16 protein-coding genes are annotated in these 24,277 nt (G+C 60.5%); 10 read left to right on the forward strand and 6 right to left on the reverse strand.

Going from position 1 to position 24,277, the window contains the following annotated elements; all coding sequences use genetic code 11:
• Nucleotides 1-37: 37 nt before the first annotated feature.
• From addB to KDN35_RS12525, 7 genes are all read left to right on the forward strand, one after another.
• The gene (gene addB / locus KDN35_RS12495; RefSeq protein WP_212132844.1) at nt 38-3,586 is read left to right on the forward strand and encodes a helicase-exonuclease AddAB subunit AddB; all 3,549 of its coding nucleotides are present in this window, start codon (nt 38-40) and stop codon (nt 3,584-3,586) included.
• Nucleotides 3,558-7,364, forward strand: a complete 3,807-nt coding sequence (gene addA, locus KDN35_RS12500; RefSeq protein ID WP_212132845.1) for a helicase-exonuclease AddAB subunit AddA — start codon at nt 3,558-3,560, stop codon at nt 7,362-7,364. Before addB ends, addA begins: the two co-directional genes overlap by 29 nt.
• Before the next feature lie 369 nt (nt 7,365-7,733).
• Nucleotides 7,734-9,146, forward strand: a complete 1,413-nt coding sequence (gene bcaP / locus KDN35_RS12505) for a branched-chain amino acid transporter BcaP (protein WP_212132846.1) — start codon at nt 7,734-7,736, stop codon at nt 9,144-9,146.
• A 330-nt stretch (nt 9,147-9,476) separates the two neighbouring features.
• Entirely contained in the window at nt 9,477-10,667 is a 1,191-nt protein-coding gene (locus tag KDN35_RS12510; protein ID WP_212132847.1) for an HlyD family secretion protein, read from the forward strand.
• The gene (locus KDN35_RS12515) at nt 10,664-11,431 is read left to right on the forward strand and encodes an ABC transporter ATP-binding protein (protein ID WP_171566246.1); all 768 of its coding nucleotides are present in this window, start codon (nt 10,664-10,666) and stop codon (nt 11,429-11,431) included. The genes KDN35_RS12510 and KDN35_RS12515 overlap by 4 nt, the downstream gene beginning before the upstream one ends.
• Nucleotides 11,428-12,567 carry an ABC transporter permease gene (locus KDN35_RS12520; protein WP_171566245.1) on the forward strand — a complete coding sequence of 380 codons (1,140 nt, stop codon included), beginning with the start codon at nt 11,428-11,430 and terminating at the stop codon, nt 12,565-12,567. Before KDN35_RS12515 ends, KDN35_RS12520 begins: the two co-directional genes overlap by 4 nt.
• Nucleotides 12,568-12,610: 43 nt before the next feature.
• Complete coding sequence (locus KDN35_RS12525) at nt 12,611-13,279, forward strand: TetR/AcrR family transcriptional regulator (RefSeq protein WP_212132848.1); 669 nt, start codon at nt 12,611-12,613, stop codon at nt 13,277-13,279.
• A gap of 70 nt (nt 13,280-13,349) precedes the next feature.
• Here KDN35_RS12525 and KDN35_RS12530 read toward each other — a convergent pair whose 3' ends face one another.
• From KDN35_RS12530 to KDN35_RS12540, 3 genes are read right to left on the reverse strand one after another with little or no spacing between them, the layout of a single operon-like run.
• The gene (locus KDN35_RS12530) at nt 13,350-14,786 is read right to left on the reverse strand and encodes a sigma-54-dependent transcriptional regulator (protein WP_212132849.1); all 1,437 of its coding nucleotides are present in this window, start codon (nt 14,784-14,786) and stop codon (nt 13,350-13,352) included.
• On the reverse strand, nt 14,758-16,068 hold the full coding sequence (locus tag KDN35_RS12535; protein ID WP_171566241.1) for a sensor histidine kinase: 1,311 nt from the start codon (nt 16,066-16,068) through the stop codon (nt 14,758-14,760). The genes KDN35_RS12530 and KDN35_RS12535 overlap by 29 nt, the downstream gene beginning before the upstream one ends.
• A gap of 9 nt (nt 16,069-16,077) precedes the next feature.
• Entirely contained in the window at nt 16,078-17,226 is a 1,149-nt protein-coding gene (locus KDN35_RS12540; RefSeq protein ID WP_171566239.1) for an iron-containing alcohol dehydrogenase, read from the reverse strand.
• A gap of 226 nt (nt 17,227-17,452) precedes the next feature.
• On the opposite strand from KDN35_RS12540, the gene adhP reads away from it, so the two are divergent.
• Both adhP and purU read left to right on the forward strand, forming a co-directional pair.
• The gene (adhP, locus tag KDN35_RS12545; RefSeq protein WP_171566237.1) at nt 17,453-18,466 is read left to right on the forward strand and encodes an alcohol dehydrogenase AdhP; all 1,014 of its coding nucleotides are present in this window, start codon (nt 17,453-17,455) and stop codon (nt 18,464-18,466) included.
• 589 nt (nt 18,467-19,055) lie between these two features.
• Nucleotides 19,056-19,955 carry a formyltetrahydrofolate deformylase gene (gene purU, locus KDN35_RS12550; protein ID WP_171566235.1) on the forward strand — a complete coding sequence of 300 codons (900 nt, stop codon included), beginning with the start codon at nt 19,056-19,058 and terminating at the stop codon, nt 19,953-19,955.
• A 416-nt stretch (nt 19,956-20,371) separates the two neighbouring features.
• On the opposite strand, the gene KDN35_RS12555 is transcribed toward purU, so the two are convergent.
• Nucleotides 20,372-20,995 carry a LysE family translocator gene (locus KDN35_RS12555; protein WP_171566780.1) on the reverse strand — a complete coding sequence of 208 codons (624 nt, stop codon included), beginning with the start codon at nt 20,993-20,995 and terminating at the stop codon, nt 20,372-20,374.
• Nucleotides 20,996-21,144: 149 nt separating this feature from the next.
• On the reverse strand, nt 21,145-22,044 hold the full coding sequence (locus tag KDN35_RS12560; RefSeq protein WP_212132850.1) for a LysR family transcriptional regulator: 900 nt from the start codon (nt 22,042-22,044) through the stop codon (nt 21,145-21,147).
• Nucleotides 22,045-22,160: 116 nt separating this feature from the next.
• Here KDN35_RS12560 and KDN35_RS12565 point away from each other — a divergent pair, with 116 nt between their 5' ends.
• Nucleotides 22,161-23,390: an MFS transporter gene (locus tag KDN35_RS12565; RefSeq protein WP_212132851.1), complete on the forward strand. Its 1,230-nt coding sequence runs from the start codon at nt 22,161-22,163 to the stop codon at nt 23,388-23,390.
• A gap of 107 nt (nt 23,391-23,497) precedes the next feature.
• Here KDN35_RS12565 and KDN35_RS12570 read toward each other — a convergent pair whose 3' ends face one another.
• A complete protein-coding gene (locus tag KDN35_RS12570) occupies nt 23,498-24,178 on the reverse strand; it encodes an alpha/beta hydrolase (RefSeq protein ID WP_171566783.1) in 681 nt (226 codons plus the stop codon).
• Nucleotides 24,179-24,277: the final 99 nt, after the last annotated feature.

Consider the following 24,277-nt stretch of genomic DNA (forward strand, 5'->3'; position numbering starts at 1 on the left):
GGCTCGCTGCGAGGAATAGCGAAGAGGAGGGAAACGGATGGCGGTCCAATTTGTCCTGGGCCGGGCGGGAACCGGAAAGACGCGGACGATTCTGGAGCGGATCAGCCGGCGTTTGCAGGATGATCCGCTGGGCTCGCCGATCATCTTGCTGGTGCCTGAGCAGGCCAGTTTTCAGGCGGAGCAGACACTGGCCACCCTGTCCGGGCTGGGCGGCGTGATCGGCACGCAGGTTCTCAGCTTTGGCCGGTTGGCCCACCGCCTGCAGCAGGAACTGGGCGATCTGACGCTGATGCAGGTGGACGACCTGGGCAAGCACATGGTGCTGCGCCTGATGCTGGAACGGTACAAGGATCAGCTGCAGGTGTTTGGCCGTTCCGCCCTGCAGCCCGGTTTTGCGGCGCAGTTGGGACGGCTGATCAGCGAGTGCAAGTCGTACGGAGTAACCTTTGAACATACGGAAAATCTGGAGTGGGGGAGCGCTACACTCAACCAGAAGATACATGACCTGCGCCTGATCATGGGTGCGTACGAAGCCTACCTGGCTGACGGGTACTGCGACGCCGACGACATTCTCAACCGCGTGGCGGCAAAGGTGAGCGAATCGGCCTACATCCGCCAAGCGGAGGTGTATATTGACGGCTTCAGCGGGTTTACCAATCAGGAGCTGCGGCTGATCGAACAGATGATGATCCATGCCAAGCGGGTGACGATCGCTCTCTGTCTCGATCCGGCCGAGCGGGATGCGTCCCTGGATGAACTGGGCCTGTTTCATCCCACGCTGCGGACGTACCGGGCGCTGGAGACGATGGCGCGAGAAGCGGGTGTCGCCGTGGAGCAGCCCGTCCTGTTGACGGAACCTGTCCGCTTTGCTCACAGTCCGTGGCTCAAGCAGCTTGAAGCCCGCTACTTTGAATGGGGCGATCCGGAAGCGCCGCCCGCCCCTGCCCGCGCGGACGAAGTGGTGCTGCTCTCTGCCGCCAACCGGCGTGCCGAAGTGGAGGCGGTGGCACTGCAAATCCTCGCGCTGGCTCGGGACGAAGGATATCGTTGGCGGGACATGGCCATCCTGCTCCGGGAGATCGGGACGTATGCCGATGAGGTGGCCACCGTCTTTTCCGATTACGGCATCCCGTTTTTCCTGGACCAGAAGCGGACTGTGATGCACCACCCGCTGGTGGAACTGGTCCGCTCCGCCTTGGAGGTAATCGCCGGGAAGTGGCGGTACGAGGCGGTATTTCGCTGTTTCAAGACCGACCTGATCAGCCCGGAGCCGCAAGCGGAAGAAGGGGCAGGCGCAGAAGCGGGGGCGGATGCAGAAAAAGCAGGGACGGACGCAGAAGAAGCAGTGCGGCGCCAGATTGACGTATTGGAAAATTACGTGTTGGCGCACGGTGTATACGGCTCCCACTGGGCACAGGAGGCCCCCTGGCGCTTCGGCGGACCGGCGGGGGCGGACGAAGACGCCGAGGCAGACGGCCTGCGGCGCCGTTACGCTGCACCGCTGCTGCGGTTTGAGGCGGAGCTGAAGCGGGCGGAAAAGGAGAACGTGCGGGAGATGACGGCTGCCCTGTATCGCTTTCTCACCGCGTTGGACGTTCCAGAGAAGCTGGAGAGTTGGCAGCGAACGGCGGAAGAGGCTGGTGATCTGGAGGAAGCCCAGGTGCACGGCCAGGTCTGGAACGGCCTGATGAACCTGCTGGACCAGGTGGTGGAGGTGATGGGCGACGAGCAGATGGAGATCGCCATGTATGCCCGCGTCCTCGACAGCGGCCTGGAAAGCATTGAACTGGGGCTGGTGCCGCCTGCGCTGGATCAGGTGCTGGTCGGGTCGATGGAGCGATCCCGCCAGCCGGACGTCAAGGCGCTGTTTCTGCTCGGCGTCAACGAGGGCGTGATCCCGCTCAAACCGAGGGAAGAAGGCATCCTGGACGAGGCGGAGCGGGAGCGGCTGGCCGAGCTGGGGGTGGAATTGGCGCCAAGCGCAAGACAGCGGCTGATGGCCGAGCCGTTCCTGCTGTATCAGGCGATGACGCGCCCCTCCCGGCGTCTGGCGCTGAGCTGCGCCCTGGCTGACGAGGAGGGCAAGGCGCTGCTGCCGTCATCTGTCTTTTCGCGCGTGAAAGAGGTGCTTCCCGAGGCGCCTCACCGCTTTTTCCACAACGAGCCGACCGGGGAGGCGGAGGCGGACGCCTTTTTGCTCGGCAACCCGCGCCGCCTGTTTCGCCATCTGCTGACGCTTTTGCGGGGTATGAAAAAGAGCGGCGCCCTGCCTGTCTTTTGGTGGGAAGTATACGACTGGTTTATCCGCTGCTCGCCCGATGCAAAACGGGAAGGCTGGCTGCTTTCCGGCCTGCGTTACACCAACCGGGCGGCGCCGCTCGACGGTAAGACCAGCCGGGCGCTGTACGGCGAGCGGCTGAGAATGAGCGTCTCCCGCCTGGAGCGCTTCCAGTCCTGTCCGTTTTCCCACTTTTCCTCGCACGGCCTGCGCTTGGGCGAGCGGCGGCTGTACAAGCTGGAGCGGTTTGACGTGGGTGAGTTGTTCCACGCCTCGCTGAAGCGGGCCGTAGAAAAGATGAACGAAGAACACCTGGAGTGGGGACGGCTGACTGAGGCCGACAGCATGCAACTCGCCAGCGCGGTGGTGGACGAGCTGGTGCCGGCGACGCGGAGCAGCATCCTGACCCGGACGGCGCGGTACCGCTTCCTCTCCGGCAAACTGAAGCGTGCCGTGGGCCGGGCGATCTACGTGCTGGGAGAACACGCCAAGCGCAGCCGGTTTGCTCCGGTGGGACTGGAGGTGGCGTTCGGGCCGGGCGGTGACCTGCCGGGACTGGCGCTGAAGCTGGCAAACGGGGCGGAAATGCTGCTCGTCGGACGCATCGACCGCGTGGACCAGTCACTGGATGACGAAGTGCCGTATCTGCGCGTGATCGACTACAAATCCGGCCCCAAGCAGCTCCAGCTCTCCGACGTGTGGAACGGGCTCAATCTGCAGCTGCTGGTCTACCTGGACGTCGTGGTGTCCAACGCGGAGGCCTGGCTGGGGAAAAAGGCGGAACCGGCGGGGGTCTTTTACTACCAGGTGGCTGATCCGTTCGTCACTGCCAAGCGGCTGCTGACGCCCGACGAGGCTGCCCGGGAGCGGGCGAAAAAGCTGCGCATGAAGGGGCTGATGCTGGCCGACCCGGAACTTGCACGGATGATGGATGCTTACGTGGAGCAGGGGCCGTCGGAACTGCTGCCGTTTGAACTGAAAAAGGACGGCACTCTCTCGGCGCGTTCATCCGTTGCCACGCCGGAGCAGTTTCAGGCGCTGCAGCAGTACGTGCGGGAGACGGTGGAAGCGATTGGGCAGCGCATGGTCGACGGCGAGATCCAGATCGCCCCGTATGTGCAGGGGACCGTGTCCGCCTGCCAGTTTTGCGCGTACAAACCGGTCTGCCAGTTTGACGCGGAATCCGCCGGGGAAATGCGCCAACTCCCCAAATGGAACAACAAACAGGTGTGGAGCATGCTGGCCGGCCCACAGCAAACGGGTAAAGGAGGAAACGACGATGTCACAGCAGCAAGTGGCCAAGCCTGAGCAGTGGACGGAAGAGCAGTGGCGGGCGATTACGCGGCGCGGCCGCAACCTGCTGGTGGCGGCAGCAGCCGGTTCCGGGAAGACGTCGGTCCTGGTGGAACGGATCATCCGGCGAATCATGGATGAAAGCGATCCGGTCGGGGTGGACCAACTGCTGGTGGTCACCTTTACCAATGCGGCCGCCGCAGAGATGCGGCACCGCATCGGCGATGCCCTGCGCAAGACGCTGAAGACACAGCCCCACTCCGCCCATCTGCGGTGGCAGTTGGCGCTGCTGCAGCGGGCGACGATCACCACGCTTCACTCCTTCTGTCTGTCGCTCCTGCGCCAGTATTACTACCTGGTGGAACTGGACCCGGATTTTCGCATCGCCGACCAGATGGAAGCCGAACTGCTGCGCCAGGACGTGCTGGACGAGCAGTTGGAGGAGTGGTACGAACGAGATGCAGAGTTTCAGGCGTTGGCCGACCTGATCCTTGACGGCCAGGATGACACGCCGCTGGCAGCGCTTATCGTCAGGCTGCATGAGTTTTCCCGCAGCCATCCCGAGCCCGAGCGCTGGCTGGACGAGGCGGCGGGAATGTTTGAAGCGGCTGATCCCGGCGGGTTGGACAGTTTGGCCTGGACCAAAAGCGTCCTCCAGTCGCTGGCGTTGGAGCTGAGGGCGTTGGAAGGAAAAATTCGGCGGGCAGCTGTCCTCGCCGCGTCCCCGGACGGCCCCCAGGCCTACATGCCGCTCCTGGAGGCCGAGGCGGATGCACTGGCCCGGGCTGCTGCCGCCTGCCGTCAGGGATGGGAAGCGGCGGAGTCGGCAGTGCGTGCCGTATCGTTTGGAAGGCTGCCTTCGGTGAAGGAGGCGGCCCCCGAGGTCAAAGAACAGGTGCAGGACCTGCGCAACGAGGTGAAAAAGGCGCTGGGCGAGCTTACGGAACAGTATTTTGCCATGTCAGCAGCGCAATATGTGGAAGATTTGCGCCAGCTCGCTCCGCACATGCGGACGCTCGCCCGGCTCGTCTGCGAATTTGAAGCGGCATTTCAGCGGGAAAAGCGGGCCCGCTCGCTGGTCGATTTCAGCGACCTGGAGCATCTCGCGCTGCAGGTGCTGACGGAGCGGACGGAGGACGGCCAGACAATTCCTTCCGCCGTCTCCCGCCAACTGCGCGACCAGTTTGTCGAGGTGTTGGTGGACGAGTACCAGGATATCAATCTGGTGCAGGAGACAATTCTGCGGATGGTCTCCCGCGACGCCGAGACACACGGGGCGGCCAACCGATTTATGGTAGGCGACGTGAAGCAGAGCATTTACCGCTTCCGGCTGGCGGAGCCGAAGCTGTTTCTCGACAAGTACCTGACGTATGCGACGGAAGAGGACGAATCCGGATCAATCGGCGAATGTCCCGGCGAACGAATCGACCTGGCGGCCAACTTCCGCAGCCGGCGGGAGGTGGTGGACGCGGTCAACTTCCTGTTCCGGCAGATCATGTCGCCGGGAGTGGGAGAGATCGACTACGACCGTTCCGCCGAACTCATCTGCCGGGCCGCCTACCCGGAATCTGAACCGGAGCGGTTGCGGCCGGAGGTTCATCTGATCGATCGGGCCGCCCCCGAAGAGTCAGAGGATCAGGCTGAGGCCGAGGAGACCGGTCTGCCCCCTGCGGGAGAGGCGGCAGAAGAGGCCAGCACGGCCCAGTTGGAAGCAAGGCTGATTGCCAGGCGGATTCGCCGCTGGATGGAGCCGGGCGAGGGAGAGGCACCGCTGTTGGTCTACGATAAAAAAGAGGGCGGGCTGCGTCCTCTGGCCTACCGGGACATCGTGATCCTGCTGCGGGCTGTCTCCGGCTGGGGCGAGGCGATGATGGAAGAGCTGCGGGCCGCCGGCATTCCCGTCTACGCGGAGCAGAGCGAGGGGTACTTTGACGCGACCGAGGTGGAAGTGATGCTCTCGCTGCTGCGCGTGATCGACAACCCGCTGCAGGATATTCCGCTTGCCGCCGTGCTCCGCTCTCCGCTCGTCGGTCTGCGCGAAGAGCAGCTGGCTCACATCCGCATCAGCTATCCGGCGGGGCCGTTTTATCAGGCGGTGCACCGCTATGTGGAAGAACAGCCGGCAACATGCGAGTGGGAAGAAAAACTGCACCGCTTTTTCCGCAGCCTGAAGCGGTGGCGGACCCAGGCGCGGCGGGAACCGCTGGCCGAACTGATCGCCGCGCTATACAGGGAGACCGGCTATCTGGACTACGTCGCCGCCCTGGAAAACGGACAGCAGCGGCAGGCCAACCTGCGCGCGCTGTACGACCGCGCCCGGCAGTACGAAGCGGGCTCGTATCGGGGACTGTTCCGCTTTCTTCGCTTTGTCGACAGACTGCGGGAGGCGGGCAGCGACATGGGCGAAGCCCGAACGATCGGGGAGAGCGAAGACGTCGTGAGGATCATGACGATTCACAAGAGCAAGGGGCTGGAGTTTCCCGTTGTCTTTGTCGCCGGGATGGGCAAAATGTTTAACACCATGGATGTAAAAAGTTCGTTTCTCCTGCACAAGGATCTCGGATTTGGACCGATGGCGGTGGAGCCGCAACTGCAGGTCCGCTATCCCAGTCTGGCGGCACTGGGCATCCGGCAGCAGATGCGGCGGGAGATGCTGGCCGAAGAGATGCGGGTGCTGTACGTCGCCCTGACGCGGGCGCGGGAAAAGCTGGTGCTGGTGGGCACGGCCAAGGATCTGGGGAAAAGCGTAACCGCCTGGGGACGACAGGGGGATGGCGAACGGCTGCATGACGAAGACTTGATTCAGGCCAAGGGCTACCTGGATTGGGTGGGCCGCGCGCTGCTCAGACATCCTCAGGCTGCGCCGCTCAGGGACTACCCGCGTGAACGCGGCGGTGAGCCGGTGTCGGTCCGCACGGTGCCGGACGATTCCAGCTGGTCGTTTCATTTTTATCTGGCGGATCGGCTGCAGGCGGAGTCGGACGCTCAGGAGGAGGGACAATCTGTCTGGGAGCGGCTGACCCGACGCGAACCGATTCCCGAGCGTCCGGCCGACGACACGCTGCGCACGTTGATCGAACGCCGACTGGGCTGGAGCGATCCCCATTCGTCCGCATCCCGGTTGGCCGCCAAGTGGACGGTCAGCGAACTGAAGCAGCGAGCCAAAACGGGCAGTGGTTTTCCCTATCTGCTGCCGTCGATTGCGGAGAAACCGCGCTTTCTCGCCGAAGACGCACGCCATCGCCTGACCAGCGCCGAACTGGGGACGCTAACTCACCTGGTCCTGCAGCAGCTTGACCTGCGCCGACCACTTGATGAGCCGGACATCCGGCAGCAGATCGCTTCGCTGGTGCTGCGCCGCTTTTTGACCGAGGAGCAGGCGGAGGCAGTAAACGCACGCGACCTTGCCCGCTTTTTTGCTTCTCCGTTGGGAACGCGAATGAAACAGGCAGCCAAGGTCTATCGTGAACTGCCTTTTACGATGGCGCTGCCTGCCAATGAGGTAGATCCGGAGATCGGGGACGACGAGCACGTCATCGTCCAAGGCGTGATCGACTGTCTGCTGGAGGAGGAGAACGGCAGACTGGTCCTGATCGATTTCAAGACGGACCGGATCGCGGCAGAGCCGTCGCCTGCGGTTATCGCCGAGATGAAACGGCGGTACGAAGCGCAAATCCGTCTCTACGTCCGCGCCGTAGAACAGATTCTCAAGACGCGCAAGGTAGCGGAGAGTTATCTGTATCTGCTGGCGGGCGGGGTTGAGGTGCTTGTCGAACCCGACAGCCGACATTAAGCCGACATCAATAGAATCACCATCCGGTTTCCAATAGGAAGCCGGATGTATTTTTTTACCTAGAAACCATTACCTGTATATGTGCAAAGCATTGTCGGCACGCTACAAATAGGGATCCCGGAACGTTTCTCCAGAAAGACGCATCTTGCAACGGCCTGATTCGGAAGGGACTAACTGTCTGTCGGCGGCCGTTTTTGTTTATAGCAAAAAAATCTTTTAACGATAACAAAAATATAATTCTGATTTTAATATTGTTCTGATAAATATGACAATGTATAATGAGAGGCGTTTCCGGTGCGGACACCGGTTTTTAGGCGGCAGGCACATCTTATGTAAATGAGAACACAATCATCGGGGGTTATACGGAAAATGGACATTAGTCAATTCTTACGCAAAAAATCGATCTCCCAGATGCTGGAGCAGACGGAAAGCAAGCACGGCTCGCTGCGCAAAACACTGGGAGCATTTGATCTCACCATGCTGGGCATCGGGGCCATTATCGGCACCGGGGTCTTTGTACTGACAGGTGTGGCCGCCGCGAAATACGCTGGTCCCGCGTTGGTGCTTTCCTTTGTCCTGGCGGGGCTGGCCTGTGTGTTTGCCGCGCTTTGTTACGCTGAGTTTGCCTCTACCGTACCCGTTTCCGGAAGCGCATACACGTACAGCTATGCCGCTTTTGGCGAACTGGTCGCGTGGATTCTCGGTTGGGATTTGATCCTGGAGTACGGCGTAGCGTCCGCCGCCGTCGCGAGCGGTTGGTCCGGATACGCACAGGGGCTGTTGGCCGGATTCGACATATATCTGCCCACTGCACTGACCAGCGCGTACGACCCGGCCAAGGGGACGATCATCGACCTGCCCGCCGTCCTGATCACCGGCATCATTACCGCCCTGCTCATGATGGGCACACGTGAATCAGCGAGATTTAACAACCTGATGGTGTTTATCAAAGTGGCCGTCATCCTGCTGTTTTTGGTTGTGGGGGTCGGCTACGTGAAGCCGGACAATTGGTCGCCCTTCATGCCGTTCGGCTTCGCGGGAGTGGCCACGGGAGCGGCGACGGTCTTCTTTGCCTTCATCGGCTTTGACGCCGTCTCGACCGCAGCAGAGGAAGTGCGGAATCCTCAACGCAACATGCCGATTGGCATCATCGCCTCCCTGCTGATCTGTACGTTTCTGTACATTGCGGTCTCACTTGTGCTGACCGGGATCGTGCCGTTCGATCAGCTGAACGTGAAAAACCCGGTTGCCTTTGCGATGCAGTTTGTGCAGCAGGATTGGGTGGCCGGATTCATCTCCTTGGGCGCGATCACGGGCATTACCACTGTGCTGCTGGTGATGATGTACGGGCAAACCCGGCTGTTTTTTGCGATGAGCCGCGACGGACTGCTGCCTGGTGTCTTTTCCCGCGTCAATGAAAAGCGGCAGGTTCCCCGTCAAAGCACGATGATCGTAGGCGCCCTCGTCGCCCTGTTCAGCGGTCTTTTGCCGCTGCACAAGCTGGCCGAACTGACCAACATCGGTACGCTGTTTGCCTTTATCGTCGTCTCTGCAGGTGTGATGGTGCTGCGCAAGACCAATCCCGGCCTGCGGCGAGCGTTCCGCGTGCCGTTGGTGCCGCTGGTGCCCATCCTGGCGATTCTGTTTTGCGGATATTTGATTTACAGTCTGCCTTCCAGCACCAAGATCGGATTTTTGCTCTGGCTGGTTGTCGGAGCCGTCGTCTACCTGGCGTACGGCAGACGTCACAGCAAGCTGGCCCGAGATACAAGCGAGGGGTAATACGGGAACAAACGGAGACGAGCAGGCATGCTGAAGCGGGCAGCCTGCTCGTTTTCTTGCGCGTTCGGGGGTGGCAATCGTGGGGACGGGCGGACCGCCCCGGCATGCTGGCAAATATTTGCCGCCGGCCAGGGTTTTTTTTACAAGCGTCTTTACATGGAGGCGGGAGCATACATATAATGTACATAACACAAAAGTGAGTAATCACTCACTATAATCATCATCACTGGTATCGTCAAAATGGACTACGCTTGCATCAGGCACCAGAAAGTTTTATTGACAGCAAAAATGAGTGAGTGCTCACATCAACAAATTGGTCGAGGTGGTCTTATGTATCGTCGTTTTCTGTTGTTCTGTCTGGCCGGATCGCTTGCGGCGCTGCCGGGGTGCACATGGTTTCAGCCGCGCGAATGGCCGCTCTCCGGCACGATTGAAGCGGTGGAACTGCCTGTCGTCGCCGAAGTGGGGGGACTGCTGACGGCCGTCAAGGTGGACGACGGCGCCGTCGTGAAAAAGGGACAGGTGCTGGCCGAGATCGACAAGCGCAGCTATCAGGCGAGCGTGCGCGAAGCGGAGGCGGTGCTGGCCCAGGCCCAGGCACGGCTGGAAGAAGCCCAGGCGGGCAGCCGCGACTCGACCATCCGCCGAGGTATCGCCGCCGTAGACCAGGCGGACGCCGCCATCCGGCTGGCAGAGGCGCGTCAAAAACAGGCAGAAGCCGGGCTGAACCGGGCCAAAGAACTGGTGGACCAGGTCGCCTCGCAGCTGGAAGGGGCAAAGCAGACGCTCGCCTACCAGGAGAACCGCTTGCGGGAAGCGGTCCGGTTGTACGAGCGGGGAGCGATTGCGAAACAGGAGTACGAAGCGAAGCAGGAGGCGGTCAATCAGGCCCGGACACAGGTAAACCAGTTGGCCGCTCAACTGGAGGCGGCCCGCTCCCAGTACGCTGCCGCCCGGGAAGACGTCGCCGCCGCTGTCGCCCAGACCGGCACGGCGCAGGCGCAGCGGGCGGGTGCGCAGGCCGAGCTTGACCAATTGAAAGAGGGGAGCACCGATTACGCGATTCGCGCCCTGCTGGCGGCCAAGGAGCAGGCCCAGGCGCGTCTGGAGCAGGCCCGGCTGCAGTTGGAGAAGGCGGTGATCACCGCGCCGGAGGACGGTGTCGTGCTGCGTTCCTCCGTGACCCAAGGGGAAGTGGCAAAACCGGGAGCGACGCTGTTTACGATGAGGAAGGGCGATCATCTGGAGCTAAAGGTGTACATCCCGGAAGCGGAGCTGGGCCGCGTGCGTCCGGGCGAGACGGTGGGCATACAGGTGGACGCGTATCCGGGCGAGACGTTTCGCGGCGTGATCAGCGCAGTCGCCGACAAGGCGGAGTTTACCCCGAAAAACGTGCAGACCCCGGATGAGCGGACCAAGCTGGTGTTTGCCGTGACGATCCGCATCAGCGAAGGGCTCGACAAGCTGAAACCGGGCATGCCCGCCGATGTGCTGCTGCCCGGCAAGGAGGACGCGCAATGAACTACGCCATCCAATGCGAGCAGTTGACCAAGCGCTTTCAGGATCGCGTCGCCGTCAACAGCCTGACGCTGTCCGTTCCCACTGGCTCCATCTACGGCTTTCTCGGCCCCAACGGCTCGGGCAAATCGACCACGATCCGGATGCTCTGCGGCCTGATAAACCCCACGTCCGGACGGGGAACGGTGCTCGGCTATGACGTGATGACGCAGAGCGAGGAGATCAAGCAGCGCATCGGCTACATGTCGCAAAAGTTCAGCCTGTACGAAGATCTCACGGTGGAGGAGAACCTCGACTTCTACGCCGGAGTGTACCGTCTGGGCAGAGAGGAGCGCAGGCGGCGCAAAGCAGAGCTGATTGAAATGGCCGGGCTGACCGGGCGGGAGCGGCAGTTGGCCGGCTCCCTCTCCGGAGGCTGGAAGCAGCGGCTGGCCCTGTCCTGCGCCCTGCTGCACCAGCCGGAGCTGCTGATTCTGGACGAACCGACCGCGGGCGTCGATCCGGTCTCCCGCCGCATCTTCTGGGAGGTGATCCACGACCTGGCGAAGCAGGGGATGACCGTGCTGGTCACCACCCACTACATGGACGAAGCGCAGACCTGCGACTGGATCGGCTTCATTTTCTTCGGCAACCTGCTGGCCCAGGGAACCCCGCAGGAGCTGATCGAGCGGATGGGCGCAAACAACCTGGAGGACGTCTTTGTCACCCTGGTCAAGGAGGAGGAAGCCCGGCAGGCAGCCGCGGGCAGAGGGGAGGAACGCCGATGAAGCGGTTTTCCTGGGCGCGGTACTGGTCGGTGGTGAAAAAGGAAGTGATCCAGATCAGGCGGGATCGGCCCAGCCTTGCCATCGCGCTGGCGATGCCGCTGATGATGCTGTTTTTGTTCGGCTACGCCGTCAATACGGACGTCAACGACATCAAGACGGTCGTGTGGGATCAAAGCGCCTCGCCCTACAGCCGGGAACTGGCGGCCAACCTGGAAAACACGCGGGTGTTTCAGGTGGTCGCCCACGTCGGCGGGTATGCGCAGATCGAAGCGATGCTGGACGACGGCAGCGCGGACGTGGCCTTGGTCATCCCGCCCGACTACGCCCGCAAGCGCGACCGCGGCGAACCGGCAGCGGTGCAGATGCTGATCGACGGCTCCGATCCCAACATCGCCCGGACTGCCTTGTCCAACGCGCAGCTGATCGTGCAGAACCGGGCCGTCACCCTGGTGCAGGAGCGGATGGAAAAAGAGGGGATGGGCCGCTTCGAACCAAGCATCGAACTGGACGCGCGCGTGCTGTTCAATCCCAACATGGAGAGCATCGTGTTCAACATTCCCGGCCTGATCGGCCTGATCATGCAGAACGTGACGATGATCCTGACCGCGTTTTCGCTGGTGCGGGAAAAAGAGCGGGGAACGATGGAGCAGCTGATCGTCACCCCGATCCGGCCGCTGGAGCTTTTGCTCGGCAAAATCACGCCCTACGTCTGCATCGGCTTCTTCTCGTTTTGCCTCGTCCTGCTCTTGGGAAGCTGGTGGTTCGGCGTTCCGGTGAAAGGCAGCGTGCCGCTTCTGATCGCCTTGTCGGTGCTGTTTTTGGTCACCACGCTGACGCTCGGCATTTTCATCTCCACGGTGTCCCGTACCCAACTGCAGGCGATGCAGATCGCGTTTGCCTTCATTTTGCCCAGCGTGCTGCTGTCCGGGTTCATGTTCCCGCGCGAAACGATGCCGCTCGTGATACAATGGTTAGGCGGGATTGTCCCCTTGACTTATTTTTTGGAAATTCTCAGGGGTATCTTTTTAAAAGGGGTAGACCTGTCCGCCCTGTGGCAGGACACGTTGGGAATGGCAGTGTTTTTCCTGCTGATCCTGACGGTCGCCATGCTGCGGTTCCGCAAGAAGATCGAGTGACACGGCGCATGTGAAGCTCGGATGGAGGAGCGTTTGCAAGGATATGAGCCGATCGTTTGAAGAAAGCCTGATGCAGTTTGTCGAGGAATTGAAAGACGAGAGCGAAATGACGGAGAAGCAGCGCCGCATCCTGCAGGCGTCGCTCAAGCTGTTTGCCGCCAAAGGGTTTCACGCCAGCTCGACGGCTGAAATCGCCAAAGAGGCGGGAGTGGCGGAGGGCACCATCTTCCGCCACTACAAGTCCAAAAAAGACCTGTTGCTGGCCCTGGTGGCCCCTGTGCTGGTCAAGTTTGCCGCCCCGTTCATTTTGAAGGACGTGCGCGTCATTTTTCAGGAGCAGGCGAAAAAGCCGCTGGCCGAGGTGCTCACCGAGCTGTACCGGAACCGGCTGGAATTGATTGGGGCCAATGAAAAGCACGTCCGGATTCTCCTGCAGGAGGCGTTTTTCCACGAGGAAATCCGCGAAGCGATGCTTTCGACGGTATTTCAGGAGATGAAGCGGCTGGCGGCGAAACTGATCGAGGAGCGCAAGGAAGCAGGCGAACTGCGCCCACTGCCCACGGAGGCGGTGTTTCGCATGATGCTCTCTTCGCTGCTTGGGATGATCCTGTTCAAGCACGTGACGGAGCCGGAGGAATACACCAAGCGCTCCGAAGAGGAACAGATCGCTCTCACCGTGGACATGCTCCTGTACGGTATCGCCAACCGCTAGACGGTTCGCCACGCGGGAAGACGACTCCAGGAAAAAGGCCGCACGTTGCGGGAGGCGGTGAAGCGCAGCGCTAGTCTTTTTCGTTCAGGATGTAGCGCAGCGTTCGTTTGGAGATGCCCAGCTTTTTGCTTAACAGCTCCCGGTCTCCGCTGGTTTCGGCCAGCCCTTTGGCAATCACCTGGCGGCCTATTTCCGTCTCCAGCCTTCTGATTCTGCCCAGCAGTTGGACAAAGTCAATCTCGTCCACCGAACTGATTTGCCCGATGACATTCTGTACAAACCGGACCGCTTCCTGTTCGATCGCATGGTGAACAGCAGGCGGTCCGGCTGTTTTGTCCCGGGGGGCGCCCGCACCGCTCACGATCGGCTGCGGCAGGTGTTCCGGCTTCAGGACGGCGCAGTCGTGGATGGCGACCGCCTGGTTGACCACGTTGATGAGCTGGCGGACGTTGCCCGGCCATTCATAGTGCTGCAGCAGCGTCATCGCTTCCGGATCGACCCGGCAGGCGCCGCCAAACTTCTTTTCCAGGAAGGCGTGCACAATGGCCGGGATGTCGTTTGGCCTCTCGCGCAAGGGGGGAATGGTCAGCTTTACTCCTTCCAGGCGGTACAGCAGGTCGGCGCGAAACCGGGACGATTCCGCCTCCTGTTCCAGATTCCGGTTGGTGGCAGCGATAAACCGGACGTTGCACTTCAGCGTCTGCTCGCCGCCCACCCGCATGTACTCGCCTGTCTCGATGACCCGCAGCAGCTTCACCTGGATGAGCGGGGGGGCTTCTCCGATCTCGTCGAGAAACAGCGTCCCGTTATTGGCCAGTTCGAAGATGCCTTTGCGCTCTTTGACCGCACCGGTGAACGCTCCCTTTTCATGGCCGAACAGTTCACTTTCCAGCAGGGACTCCGGGATTGCGCCGCAGTTGATCCCGACGAAGGGATGCTGCGAACGGGCGCTGACTCCGTGCAGAAAGCGGGCCATCAGTTCCTTGCCGGTGCCCGTTTCGCCTTCGATCAGCACGTTGATCGCCTTTTTGGCCAGCTTGTCCGCGACGGACAGGACTTTTGCCATCGGGCTGCCGGCTGTGTAGATGATGCCAAAGCGGGCAGCCGTCTCGGCCAGTTCATCGGAGAGGCCGCCGGGCTTGTCCCAGACGGAGAAGATCACCTGTTCCAGACTGTCCAGATCGTCAAACGGCTTTTCCAGATAGTCTCGCGCTCCCGATTGGATGGCGGTCACCGCCGACTTGATCGTGCTGTAGCCGGTCATGATGATGACCTCGCAGGCGGGCTGTCGCGCCTTGATGGCGGAGAGCAGCTCCAGTCCGTTGGCATCGGGCAGCTTCAAATCAATCAGCGCCAGGTGAAACGGGAAATCGCCGGCCAAAAGCTGCCGGACCGCTTTTCCCGAGTGGGCGACCGTCACGTCGCACTGCTTGGCTTTGAGAAAATAAGAGAAAAAGGACGTAACCTCCACTTCGTCGTCAACGACTAGCACCTGTTTCGGATTCATCAGCACTCTCCTCATCTGTGTAAATGGGCAGCAAGAGCGTAAACGTACTGTACTCCCCTCGCACGCTCTCGGCGGTCAGCGTTCCGCCGTGCGACTCGGCAATCCCCAGACTGACGGACAGACCCAGTCCGGTTCCCTTTGTTTGTTCCTTGGTCGTAAAGAAAGGATGGAAGATCTGCGGCAAATGCTCTGCGTCAATGCCTGCGCCGTTGTCGCGAACGGACATGCCGACGTAGACGCCGTCGTCCGTTTCCTGGCGAAAGGTTGTGATGACAATCTCGGGGCTGGATGCGCCGTGCAGCGCGTCGCGGGCGTTCAACAGCAAATTGATGATGATCTGCTCGATCTGGTGCCGGCTTCCCCAGACAGCCAGCGGCTCGTCCGCCAGCCGCTTCGTGATGCAAATGCCGGACACGGTAAGCTGGTAGCCGATCAGGCCGAGCACGACTTCGACCAGGTCGTTGATGAACAGACGCTCAAACTGGTACTCCTCCTGCCGGGAAAAGGTCAGCAGGTTTTGAATGATCTTCTTGCAGCGGACGCTGCACTGAAACACGTCCTGCAGCATTTGCCGCTGCGGCTCGGTGTGCGTCTCCCTCAGCAGTAGCTGGACGTTCCCCAAAATGGCGGTAAGCGGACTGTTCAGTTCGTGCGCCACTCCGGCGGCCATTTCGCCGATGGCGGCCAGCTTGGCTGATTGGATCAGCCGGGCTTCGATCTGCACTTTCTCACTGACGTCTTTAAACAGGAGGATGTTTTCCACGGACACCCCGACGTGTTCGGCAATTTGCTGAAAGAGGAGGAGATGCTCTCCGTCGTCTTGCGGCTGTTGCTGATGAAGCAGGGTGATAAAGCCAAACGGTTTGTTCAGCCGGCTTTGCAGCGCGACGGAGGTGAAGCGGCAGCCGGGGTGTTCGGTCTGAAACAGGCGGTCCAGCGCGCTCGTGGAGACGGACTCTCCCCGTTTCAATGATTGGGTCAGGGTGCGAACCCGCCAATCCGCCCCGTTTCGCTTTGCAACATAGGCGGAGAGGGACGTTCCCTCCACCAGCGTGAGCGCGAACAGGTCAAACGGGATCAGCCGGGACAACTGCTCCGCCAGATAGGCGCTGACTTCGCTCCAGTCCGCATCAATCTTGATTTTCGTCAAGCAGTTGATGACTTCCAGCTGACGGTTCTTTTTCTTCATTTCGTCCACGACAAGGTTCAGTTCGCGGTAGTAGCTTTTGCGCGAGGATTGGATGCCGGTCAATTTCTCCAGGATTTCTTGTTTGTGATGCATGGCGTCCTCCTACAATGCATTGCAAAACAGCATGTGCACGTCTTCTTCCGTCATGTCGCGGGGGTTGGTGGCCATACAGACGTCGCGGACGGCGTTGCGGCTCAACACCGGGATGTGCTCCGGCTGCAGCCCCAGCGTGGACAGGTGGTCGGGGATGCCGAGATCGCTCGCCAGTTCCTTGACCGCTTTCATCGCCAGGCGGGAAGCGTCGGACAGGCTTAATCCGGAGACGTTTTCGCCCAGGGCTTCCGCCATCTTTTTGTACTTTTCCGGAGCGGCGAGGAAGTTGTACTCCAGCACGTAGGGCAGCAGCACGGCGTTGACCTCCCCATGCGGCAGGTCCAGCAGCCCGCCCAACTGGTGGGACATCGCGTGGACGGCTCCCAGGATCGCGTTGGAAAAGGCAAGTCCCGCCTGCAGACTGGCCATCGCCATGCCCTGCTTTGCCTCGGCATTGTACCGGCTGGCTGCCGACGGGCGCAGGTGCTGGGCGATCAGCCGCATCGCCTGCAGCGAGAGGACTTCCGTCAGCGGCGTGGCTGCCAGCGAGACGTACGACTCGATCGCGTGCGTCAGCGCGTCCATTCCCGTGTTGGCCGTCAGCTGCTTGTCCTTGGTCATCAGTGTCTGCGGGTCGATAATGGCGATGTCGGGGATCAGTGATTTGGAGATGATCGTCATCTTGACCTTGCGCTTGGAATCTACGATGATCGAAAATTGCGACACTTCCGAGCCGGAACCGGCCGTCGTCGGCACCATGACCATGGGCGGCAGGGGACGCGTGATTTTGTCTACACCTTCGTATTCAAGGATGCTGCCGCCGTTCGACGCGAGCAGGGCAATCGCCTTGGCTGCGTCCATGGCGCTTCCGCCGCCGATGCCGACAATCGCGTTGCACCCGTGGCGAAGGTATTCGGCTACGCCGGCGTGCACCTCTTCGTCTTTCGGGTTGGAGGTGAGGTTCGTCCAGAGGTGCCACTCCAGTCTGCTCTGCTTCAGGTAGCGGATCGCTTGCTCTGCCCATCCGGCGTTTACCACGCCCGGGTCGCTGACGAGAAACACGTTTTTTGCCCCCAGCCGGATCAGACTTTCGCCGACTTGGCTGATCGACTGGTTGCCAAAGATAATTTCCGGCGTCATGAATTTGGAGATTTGCATGGGAACACCTCCTGTCAGGTTCTATTGTAAACAGGGGCGGCTCGCTTCCCAAGGACAAAATTACGGCCCGCGGGCCGATTTTTTGGCAGATGGCCGAAAAATTGTCCCGACAGCATTGTAATAGGTTGAATGATCCTAATATTTGTTCATTTTTTGAGCTTGGTATGCTTTTTGCTGAAATGGAGCGGTACAAGCACGTAATTCATGTTTCAAAGGAGGAGAACAGATGAAAGCAGCAGTTGTCAATCACTTTCGCGAAAAGCTGGAGGTAAAGGATGTGCCGATCCCCGAGATCGGGTTTGGCGAGGTGCTGGTTCGGATCAAGGCGTGCGGGGTCTGCCACACCGACTTGCATGCGGCGCACGGAGACTGGCCGGTCAAACCGAAGCTGCCGCTGATCCCCGGACACGAAGGCGTCGGGGTCGTGGAGAAGGTAGGCGAAGGGGTAACCTCGTTGAAGCCGGGAGACCGCGTCGGGATTCCCTGGCTGTATTCTGCGTGCGGTGAGTGCGAGTACTGTCTGACGGGATGGGAGACGTTGTGCAAGAAACAGCTGAACGGCGGGTACTCCGTTGACGGCGGTTATGCGGAATACTGCAAGGCGCCTGCCGCGTATGTGGCTCGCATCCCTGACGGCCTGAGCGACGTGGAGGCTGCCCCAATTCTGTGCGCCGGCGTGACGACGTACAAGGCGCTGAAAGTGGCCGACATCAAGCCGGGGGAATGGGTGGCCATCTACGGCATCGGCGGATTGGGCCATCTGGCGCTCCAGTATGCCAAAGCGATGGGGTACAACGTGGCGGCAGTCGACATCAACGATGAAAAGCTGACCTTGGCCAAAGAACTGGGGGCCGACCTGACAGTCAACGGGGCCAAGACAGATCCGGTCGCGGAGATTACCGAAAAAATCGGCGGAGCACACGCCGCGATCAGCGTCGCTGTCACGCGCAAGGCGTTTGAACAGGCGTACCGTTCGGTGCGGCGCGGCGGATCGCTGGTCGTGGTCGGACTGCCCAACGACGAGCTGCCTGTCCCGATTTTTGACACCGTGCTGAACGGCGTTTCTGTGAAAGGTTCCATTGTCGGGACCCGCAAGGACATGCAGGAGGCGCTAGACTTCGCTGCGCGCGGTAAAGTAAAGGCGATCATTGAGACGCAGCCGCTGGAAAAGATCAACGAAGTATTTGAACGGATGGAAAAGGGACAGATCAACGGCCGTGTCGTGCTGACCCTGGAATAATCAGCTCGTCTCGGGCAAAAAGGCACCGCGCGCCAAAGCCCGATACGCTTTGCAGCACCGCTTTCTGAAAGCGGTTCCAGACTGAAGACAAACGGTTCCTTGAGTAAACGCCCACAAGAAATGATTTCCAGACCGAAAGGCCTGCCTATTCATCAACCGAAGCGAAAAGACAATGTGCATCGCATGGCGGGATGGGCCAAGCGAGCTCCTTTGACGACCGACTCAGCGGAAAAACGAAGACGCGGGAATCAACAGGGGACACAAGTCTCACTTCATCGAAACACCCAGATGTTTGTCCCCTGCCCGCGTCTCGTTTTGGAGCGGACTTCATCCGCTTCTGTGCTGGGCGTCAAACGAGCGAGCGGGCCCGCTCTCCCATGCGCCGCGGACTTTGTCTACACGCTGAGCACCGCTTTCTGAAATCGGTTCATACCCGGATTGGGGAAACACAGATTGATCGGGCAAATAAACTTGATTGCATGGCTGTCCTCCTCTGACGAAAAGATAGGGATGGAAACGACAAAAATGGATGATATGATGATATCATGACTAGATCATCCTGACGTTCATTATTGGAGGAGAGAGATCCATGCTTCGTTTGTCAGAGAGAGAATGGCAGGCGTACCGGCAGAAAAACAAGGACCGGGCGCGCATGCTGATTTCGTGTCCGGACCGGGCCGGGATTGTGGCGGCCGTGTCCACCTTCCTGTTTGAACAGGGGGCCAACATCGTTCAGTCCGACCAGTACACGACCGATCCGGAAACGGGCCGCTTTTTCATGCGGATTGAATTTGACGTGGTCAATCTGGAGGAGCGCTGCGAGGCGATCAAGCAGGCGTTCCGGCCGGTGGCGGAGAGCTACGGCATGGATTGGTCGCTGGTGGAGGCGAAGAAGCGGAAGCGCATGGCCATCTTCGTCTCCAAAGAGGACCATTGCCTGTTGGAGCTGTTGTGGCTCTGGAAGTCGGGCGCTCTGCACGCCGACATCGAGGTCGTGGTGAGCAACCACCCCGACATGCGGGAGACCGTGGAGTCGTTCGGGATTCCGTACCGCCATATCCCGGTGACGAAGGAGCGCAAGGCGGAGGCGGAAGAGGAGCAGTTGGCCGCGCTGGGCAGCGGCGTGGACGTAATCGTCCTGGCCCGCTACATGCAGATTCTGTCGCCCCGCTTTTTGCAGGAGTATCCGATGCGGATTATCAACATCCACCACTCGTTCCTGCCTGCCTTCATCGGGGCCAAGCCGTACGAGCAGGCTTACCGCCGCGGCGTCAAACTGATCGGCGCCACCGCCCACTACGTCACCGAGGAGCTGGACGCCGGCCCGATCATCGAGCAGGATGTGCTGCGGGTGACGCACGAGCAGGACGTGGAGGCGCTGAAACAGTTGGGCCGCCAGGTGGAGCGGACCGTGCTGGCGCGCGCTGTCGGCTGGCATCTGGAGGACCGGGTGCTGGTCTACGGCAACAAGACAATCGTGTTTCCGTAAAAGTGGAGCCCTTCCTAAATGGAAGGGCTCTCAGACTGAAGACAAACTGTATTTTTATCATTGAGGTTCCGTAAAGAAACGATTTTCTATCGTTACCAGGCCGATAGGCCTGCACATTAATCAACCGAAGGTGGAGAAAAATACATGGTATGGAGTGATGGGCCAAGCGAGCTCCTTTGACGACCTGCCCAGCGGAAAAACGAAAGACGCGGGGAAAACAGGGGGCACAAGTCTCACTTCCTCGAAATACCCAGATGTTTGCCCCCTGCCCGCGTCGCGTTTTGAAGCGGACACTGCCACCTGCTTTGCTGGTCGTCAAGAGAGCGAGCGGGCCCTATCACCCATGCGCCACGGACTTTGTATACACGCTGAGAGCCCTTCCTAAATGGAAGGGCTCTTTGCCGTTGAGGGATCATTTACGGGCGCTTTTCCAGGGCCAGCGTGACGCCGAACGCCACCAGCGCAAGGCCGGTGATTCCTTGGATGGCCCGCTGCGTGGACGCTTTTTTCATCCAGGCGCGCAGCCGGTCAATGAACCGGACGTACAGGAAAAACCATGCGACCGTAAGCAGTGTGTAAGTCAAACCCAAGGCGAGGAATTGCAGAAACGCGTAGCTGCCGGGCGTTACAAACTGCGGAAGGAATGTCAGGAAGAAGACAGCCACTTTCGGATTGAGCACATTGGTCAAAAATCCCTGCAGAAAGGGGGATTTGTTCTGATGCTTGGCATCTGGCTGCTCAACAGCCGCGGTTTTCTGATTCCGAAGCGACCACAACGACGTAATTCCCAGGTAGAGAAGGTAGACGGCCCCGACGTACTTGATGATGGAAAAGAGAAACGCGGACTTCACCAGGATCGCCGATATGCCGCAGACAACGGCCAGCGTGTGGATCAGCAGTCCGGACGTGCTGCCCAGAACCGTTTTCATCCCGCCTGAACGGCCGTGGAAAACAGTGTTTTGCGTCACCACGCCGGTATCGGGGCCAGGCAGAATGATCAGCAGGATCGACATAAGCACGAACAACGCATAATGTTCCATTGGAATCCCCCCAGTTTAAGCAGACATGTTGCGGCGACCAATCATTTTGCATTGTATCCATTGTAACAATAACAACGAATCAATCAACTCTTTTTAATAATCAATCAATTCTTTTTTTGATTGGGACGACGGCGACTCGCCTCTCATCCTCACGTCTGCATGCAGGGCGGCAGGATCATCTCCAGAAACCGGGCGGCCGCAGGGCGCAGGGCATCATCCTCCTCGCGGGTGCAGATGTAGATCGGCCGTTTGATCGTCACACCGTCGACCAGCACTCGCCCCACTTCGCCTCGTTCCACCAGTTCACGGACGGACGGTTCCGGTGCCAGCATCGAGCCGTACCCCGCCCTGACGGACTGGATGGATTCGAACAGGCCGTGGTATTCAAGGCCCGCTTTCGGCGGAGCGACGCCGTGCTCGCGGCAGAGGGAAAACAGCCTCTCCCGCGTGGAACTGCCCTTTTCCCGCAGCAAAAACGGCTCCCGCATCAGCGCTGCCAATGAAACCGTCCGGCCGGCAAACGGATGACCGGCGGGGACGATAAACCAAAAGGCCACATCCGTAATGTGCCGACGCCGGATGGGCAGGTGTTCGTCCCACGACTCGTTGGTGACCACGGCCAGGTCCGCCTGACAGCGGAGCAGACGTTCCAGCGACTGCTTCGAGTTTCCGGCGCGGATTTCCACGTCCGCCTGCGGGTGCTGCTGTTTGTAGGCGGCCAGCCATTTGGGCAGGAGGTAATGGGAGGGGAGAAAAGTGGACGCCACCCGCAGCTTTCCCCGCTTGCCCTGTTTGATCTCCTCCAATTGGGACTCGATCTCCCGTTCCCAGTCAAAAATCCGCCGGGCTTTCTCATACAAAAAACGTCCTTCGGGAGTGAGCGCAATGCCTCGTCCCTGCGGCGTGAGCAGCTTGATGTCGAGATCCCGTTCCAGTTTGCGGATGTGCGCGGTCACGGCCGGCTGGCTGATGGAGAGCGCATTGGCCGCGCCGGTCACGCTGCCCCGTGCCGCCACTTCCACGAAGATGCGCAGCGCGTGAAGGTTCATGATTTTCCTCCATTCATAAGGATTGCTTATGAGTCGGGTGCCAATATGTATTGGATTTTTGTCAGTCTCCTTTGTAGTGTAAAGCATATAGATTTGTTCCGGCAAAGGAGATTGCGATGGAAGGCAAACACGGCAAGACACAGGTTATGGCACTGGCTCTCGTGACAGCGATGTGCGTGCTCGGTGATTCCGTGCTGTACGTGGCGCTTCCGCTCTATTGGCGGGAGGCGGGACTGGACGCGCTCTGGCAGGTAGGTGTGTTGCTCTCGGTCAACCGGCTGGTGCGGGTGCCGCTGGGGCCGTTGATCGGCAAATGGTATGAGCGGACAGGCGGCCGGTCGGGGTTGGCGATCGCCGTGTTCCTGGCGTTCGTGACGACAGCCTCGTACGGGTTTCAGGGATTTTGGCTGTGGCTTTTGATGCGCTGTCTCTGGGGAGCGGCCTGGACCTTCTTGCGGTTGGGTGCCTATTCGTTGATCGTCAGCGTCTCGGACGACGGGAATCGCGGCCATTTCATGGGGCTGTACAACGGACTGTTCCGGCTGGGCAGCCTGGTCGGCATGCTGGCCGGCCCGCTGCTGGTCGCCTGGGTGGGCTTGCGGACGACGTCCTTTTTGCTGGCGGGGGTGTCGCTGGTGGCGTTTGTCCTCGTTTTTGCCTTCATCCCCGCATCCTTTACCGGACAGAGCGGCGATGCGTCCGCCGCAGCGGTGCGGCCGCAGCTTTGCTGGACGGGGAGTGTCGCGCTGACCATGGCCTCGGGAATGTTTGTCGCCATGTGCTACCAAGGCATACTGGTTTCCACACTGAGCCGTTTGATCGATCTTCGGCAGCCGTTTGCGGTGATCGGCGGGATGGTGGTGGGCTCGGCCGTCGTCGCCGGCGTGGTGCAGGGAGCCCGCTGGGTCTGGGAACCGTGGGCGGCGCCGTGGTTCGGCAGGTGGTCGGACCGCTGCGGACGGCGGCGGATGCTGGTCGGGGCGGTGCTGGCGGCTGCGGTGTTGTTCGGCCTCACAGCAGTGCAGCTGCCCTTTGCGCTCTGGTTGGGCGTGCTTTTGGGGATACAGCTTACCGGCACGGTGCTCACTACCGTGATGGACACGCTGGCGGCAGACGAAGCGTCCCGGCAGGCCAACGGCGCGCAGCTGCTGACGTGTTACTCGGTGGTGACCGATCTCGGCGCCGCCGCTGGACCGCTGCTCGCGTTTTGGGCAGACGGCTGGTTCGGCCTGAACGGACTGTACGCAGGAACTGCCGCCTTCCTGCTGGCGATGGCGGCCGCCTGGTCCGGGCGGGCGGGGCAGGCGCATGCGGCCGGAGAGAACAAGCCGGAGAAAACAAGATAGTGGATTGAATCGCCAACCGATTGGACGGCCATTTGCCATTTCTCGTACGTTCCGCTTCTTTCGGTTTCGCACAGGGCTTGCTCGGATTCACCGTCCGCGCTGTTTACTTACGCCGAGCCGTGTTCCCGAATTGCGTCCAGGATGCGGGCGATCGCGTCGTCGCGGTCCGGACTGTGCAGCAGCATGTGGCCGGAGTTGTCGTACCAATAGATGCGGGCGCCTGCCTCGGGGGCAACGCTATTGGCCAGATGCTCCGCGCTGGATGGCCGCACGGTATCGTCCCGTCTCGACTGCAGCAGCACGTACGGGACGCGGATGTCGGGCAAGAGCGGCTTTGTCTCTTTCAGCAAGCGGCGAAATTGCAGCATGCTGCGCAGCGGAATGTTTACCAGGCCGTTGATGTAGCGGCGGGAATGGGTGGAGAAATCGTCGCGCAGATTGCGCAGGGCCTGCCGCACCTCCCAGTAATGGTACGGGGAATTGATCGTAACCAACAGGCGGACGGGATGACGGTGGGCGACGTGAATGGCGAGCAGGCCGCCCATGGAAAAGCCGATGACAACAATCGGGTCGGCACGCATGGCCAGCCGTTTGTACGCTTCATCGGCGGAGCGCAGCCAGTCGTGCCGGGTGCTTTTGGCCAGCTGCCGTCGGCCCAAGCCGTGTCCTTCCAGGGTGGGGCACTCCACATGGTAGCCCGCTTCACGCAGTGTCTTCGCCAGCGGCATCACATCCCGGATATCGCCGGCAAAACCGTGCAGGACGAGGCAGCCAAGCGTATTGGACATGGTGAATCTCCTCTCGGTCAAGATTGTTTACTCCTTGTATTATAAACGGTTTCCCGGGCGGGAAGCGATTCAGCACCAAACAAAAAACCGGCTCCGTCC

Origin of the sequence: Brevibacillus sp. NL20B1, from assembly GCF_018195675.1 — a bacterium.
In the GTDB taxonomy this organism is placed as follows: domain Bacteria; phylum Bacillota; class Bacilli; order Brevibacillales; family Brevibacillaceae; genus Brevibacillus; species Brevibacillus aydinogluensis.

Excerpts from the sequence above, each read along its gene's own strand:
- KDN35_RS12560 (WP_212132850.1), bottom strand. The coding sequence starts at position 22,044 with ATGAACCTTCACGCGCTGCGCATCTTCGTGGAAGTGGCGGCACGGGGC.
- purU (WP_171566235.1), top strand. The coding sequence starts at position 19,056 with ATGCTTCGTTTGTCAGAGAGAGAATGGCAGGCGTACCGGCAGAAAAAC.
- KDN35_RS12555 (WP_171566780.1), bottom strand. The coding sequence starts at position 20,995 with ATGGAACATTATGCGTTGTTCGTGCTTATGTCGATCCTGCTGATCATT.
- KDN35_RS12525 (WP_212132848.1), top strand. The coding sequence starts at position 12,611 with ATGAGCCGATCGTTTGAAGAAAGCCTGATGCAGTTTGTCGAGGAATTG.
- addB (WP_212132844.1), top strand. The coding sequence starts at position 38 with ATGGCGGTCCAATTTGTCCTGGGCCGGGCGGGAACCGGAAAGACGCGG.
- KDN35_RS12535 (WP_171566241.1), bottom strand. The coding sequence starts at position 16,068 with ATGCATCACAAACAAGAAATCCTGGAGAAATTGACCGGCATCCAATCC.
- addA (WP_212132845.1), top strand. The coding sequence starts at position 3,558 with ATGTCACAGCAGCAAGTGGCCAAGCCTGAGCAGTGGACGGAAGAGCAG.
- KDN35_RS12520 (WP_171566245.1), top strand. The coding sequence starts at position 11,428 with ATGAAGCGGTTTTCCTGGGCGCGGTACTGGTCGGTGGTGAAAAAGGAA.
- KDN35_RS12570 (WP_171566783.1), bottom strand. The coding sequence starts at position 24,178 with ATGTCCAATACGCTTGGCTGCCTCGTCCTGCACGGTTTTGCCGGCGAT.
- adhP (WP_171566237.1), top strand. The coding sequence starts at position 17,453 with ATGAAAGCAGCAGTTGTCAATCACTTTCGCGAAAAGCTGGAGGTAAAG.
- KDN35_RS12540 (WP_171566239.1), bottom strand. The coding sequence starts at position 17,226 with ATGCAAATCTCCAAATTCATGACGCCGGAAATTATCTTTGGCAACCAG.
- KDN35_RS12515 (WP_171566246.1), top strand. The coding sequence starts at position 10,664 with ATGAACTACGCCATCCAATGCGAGCAGTTGACCAAGCGCTTTCAGGAT.
- KDN35_RS12565 (WP_212132851.1), top strand. The coding sequence starts at position 22,161 with ATGGAAGGCAAACACGGCAAGACACAGGTTATGGCACTGGCTCTCGTG.
- KDN35_RS12530 (WP_212132849.1), bottom strand. The coding sequence starts at position 14,786 with ATGAATCCGAAACAGGTGCTAGTCGTTGACGACGAAGTGGAGGTTACG.
- bcaP (WP_212132846.1), top strand. The coding sequence starts at position 7,734 with ATGGACATTAGTCAATTCTTACGCAAAAAATCGATCTCCCAGATGCTG.
- KDN35_RS12510 (WP_212132847.1), top strand. The coding sequence starts at position 9,477 with ATGTATCGTCGTTTTCTGTTGTTCTGTCTGGCCGGATCGCTTGCGGCG.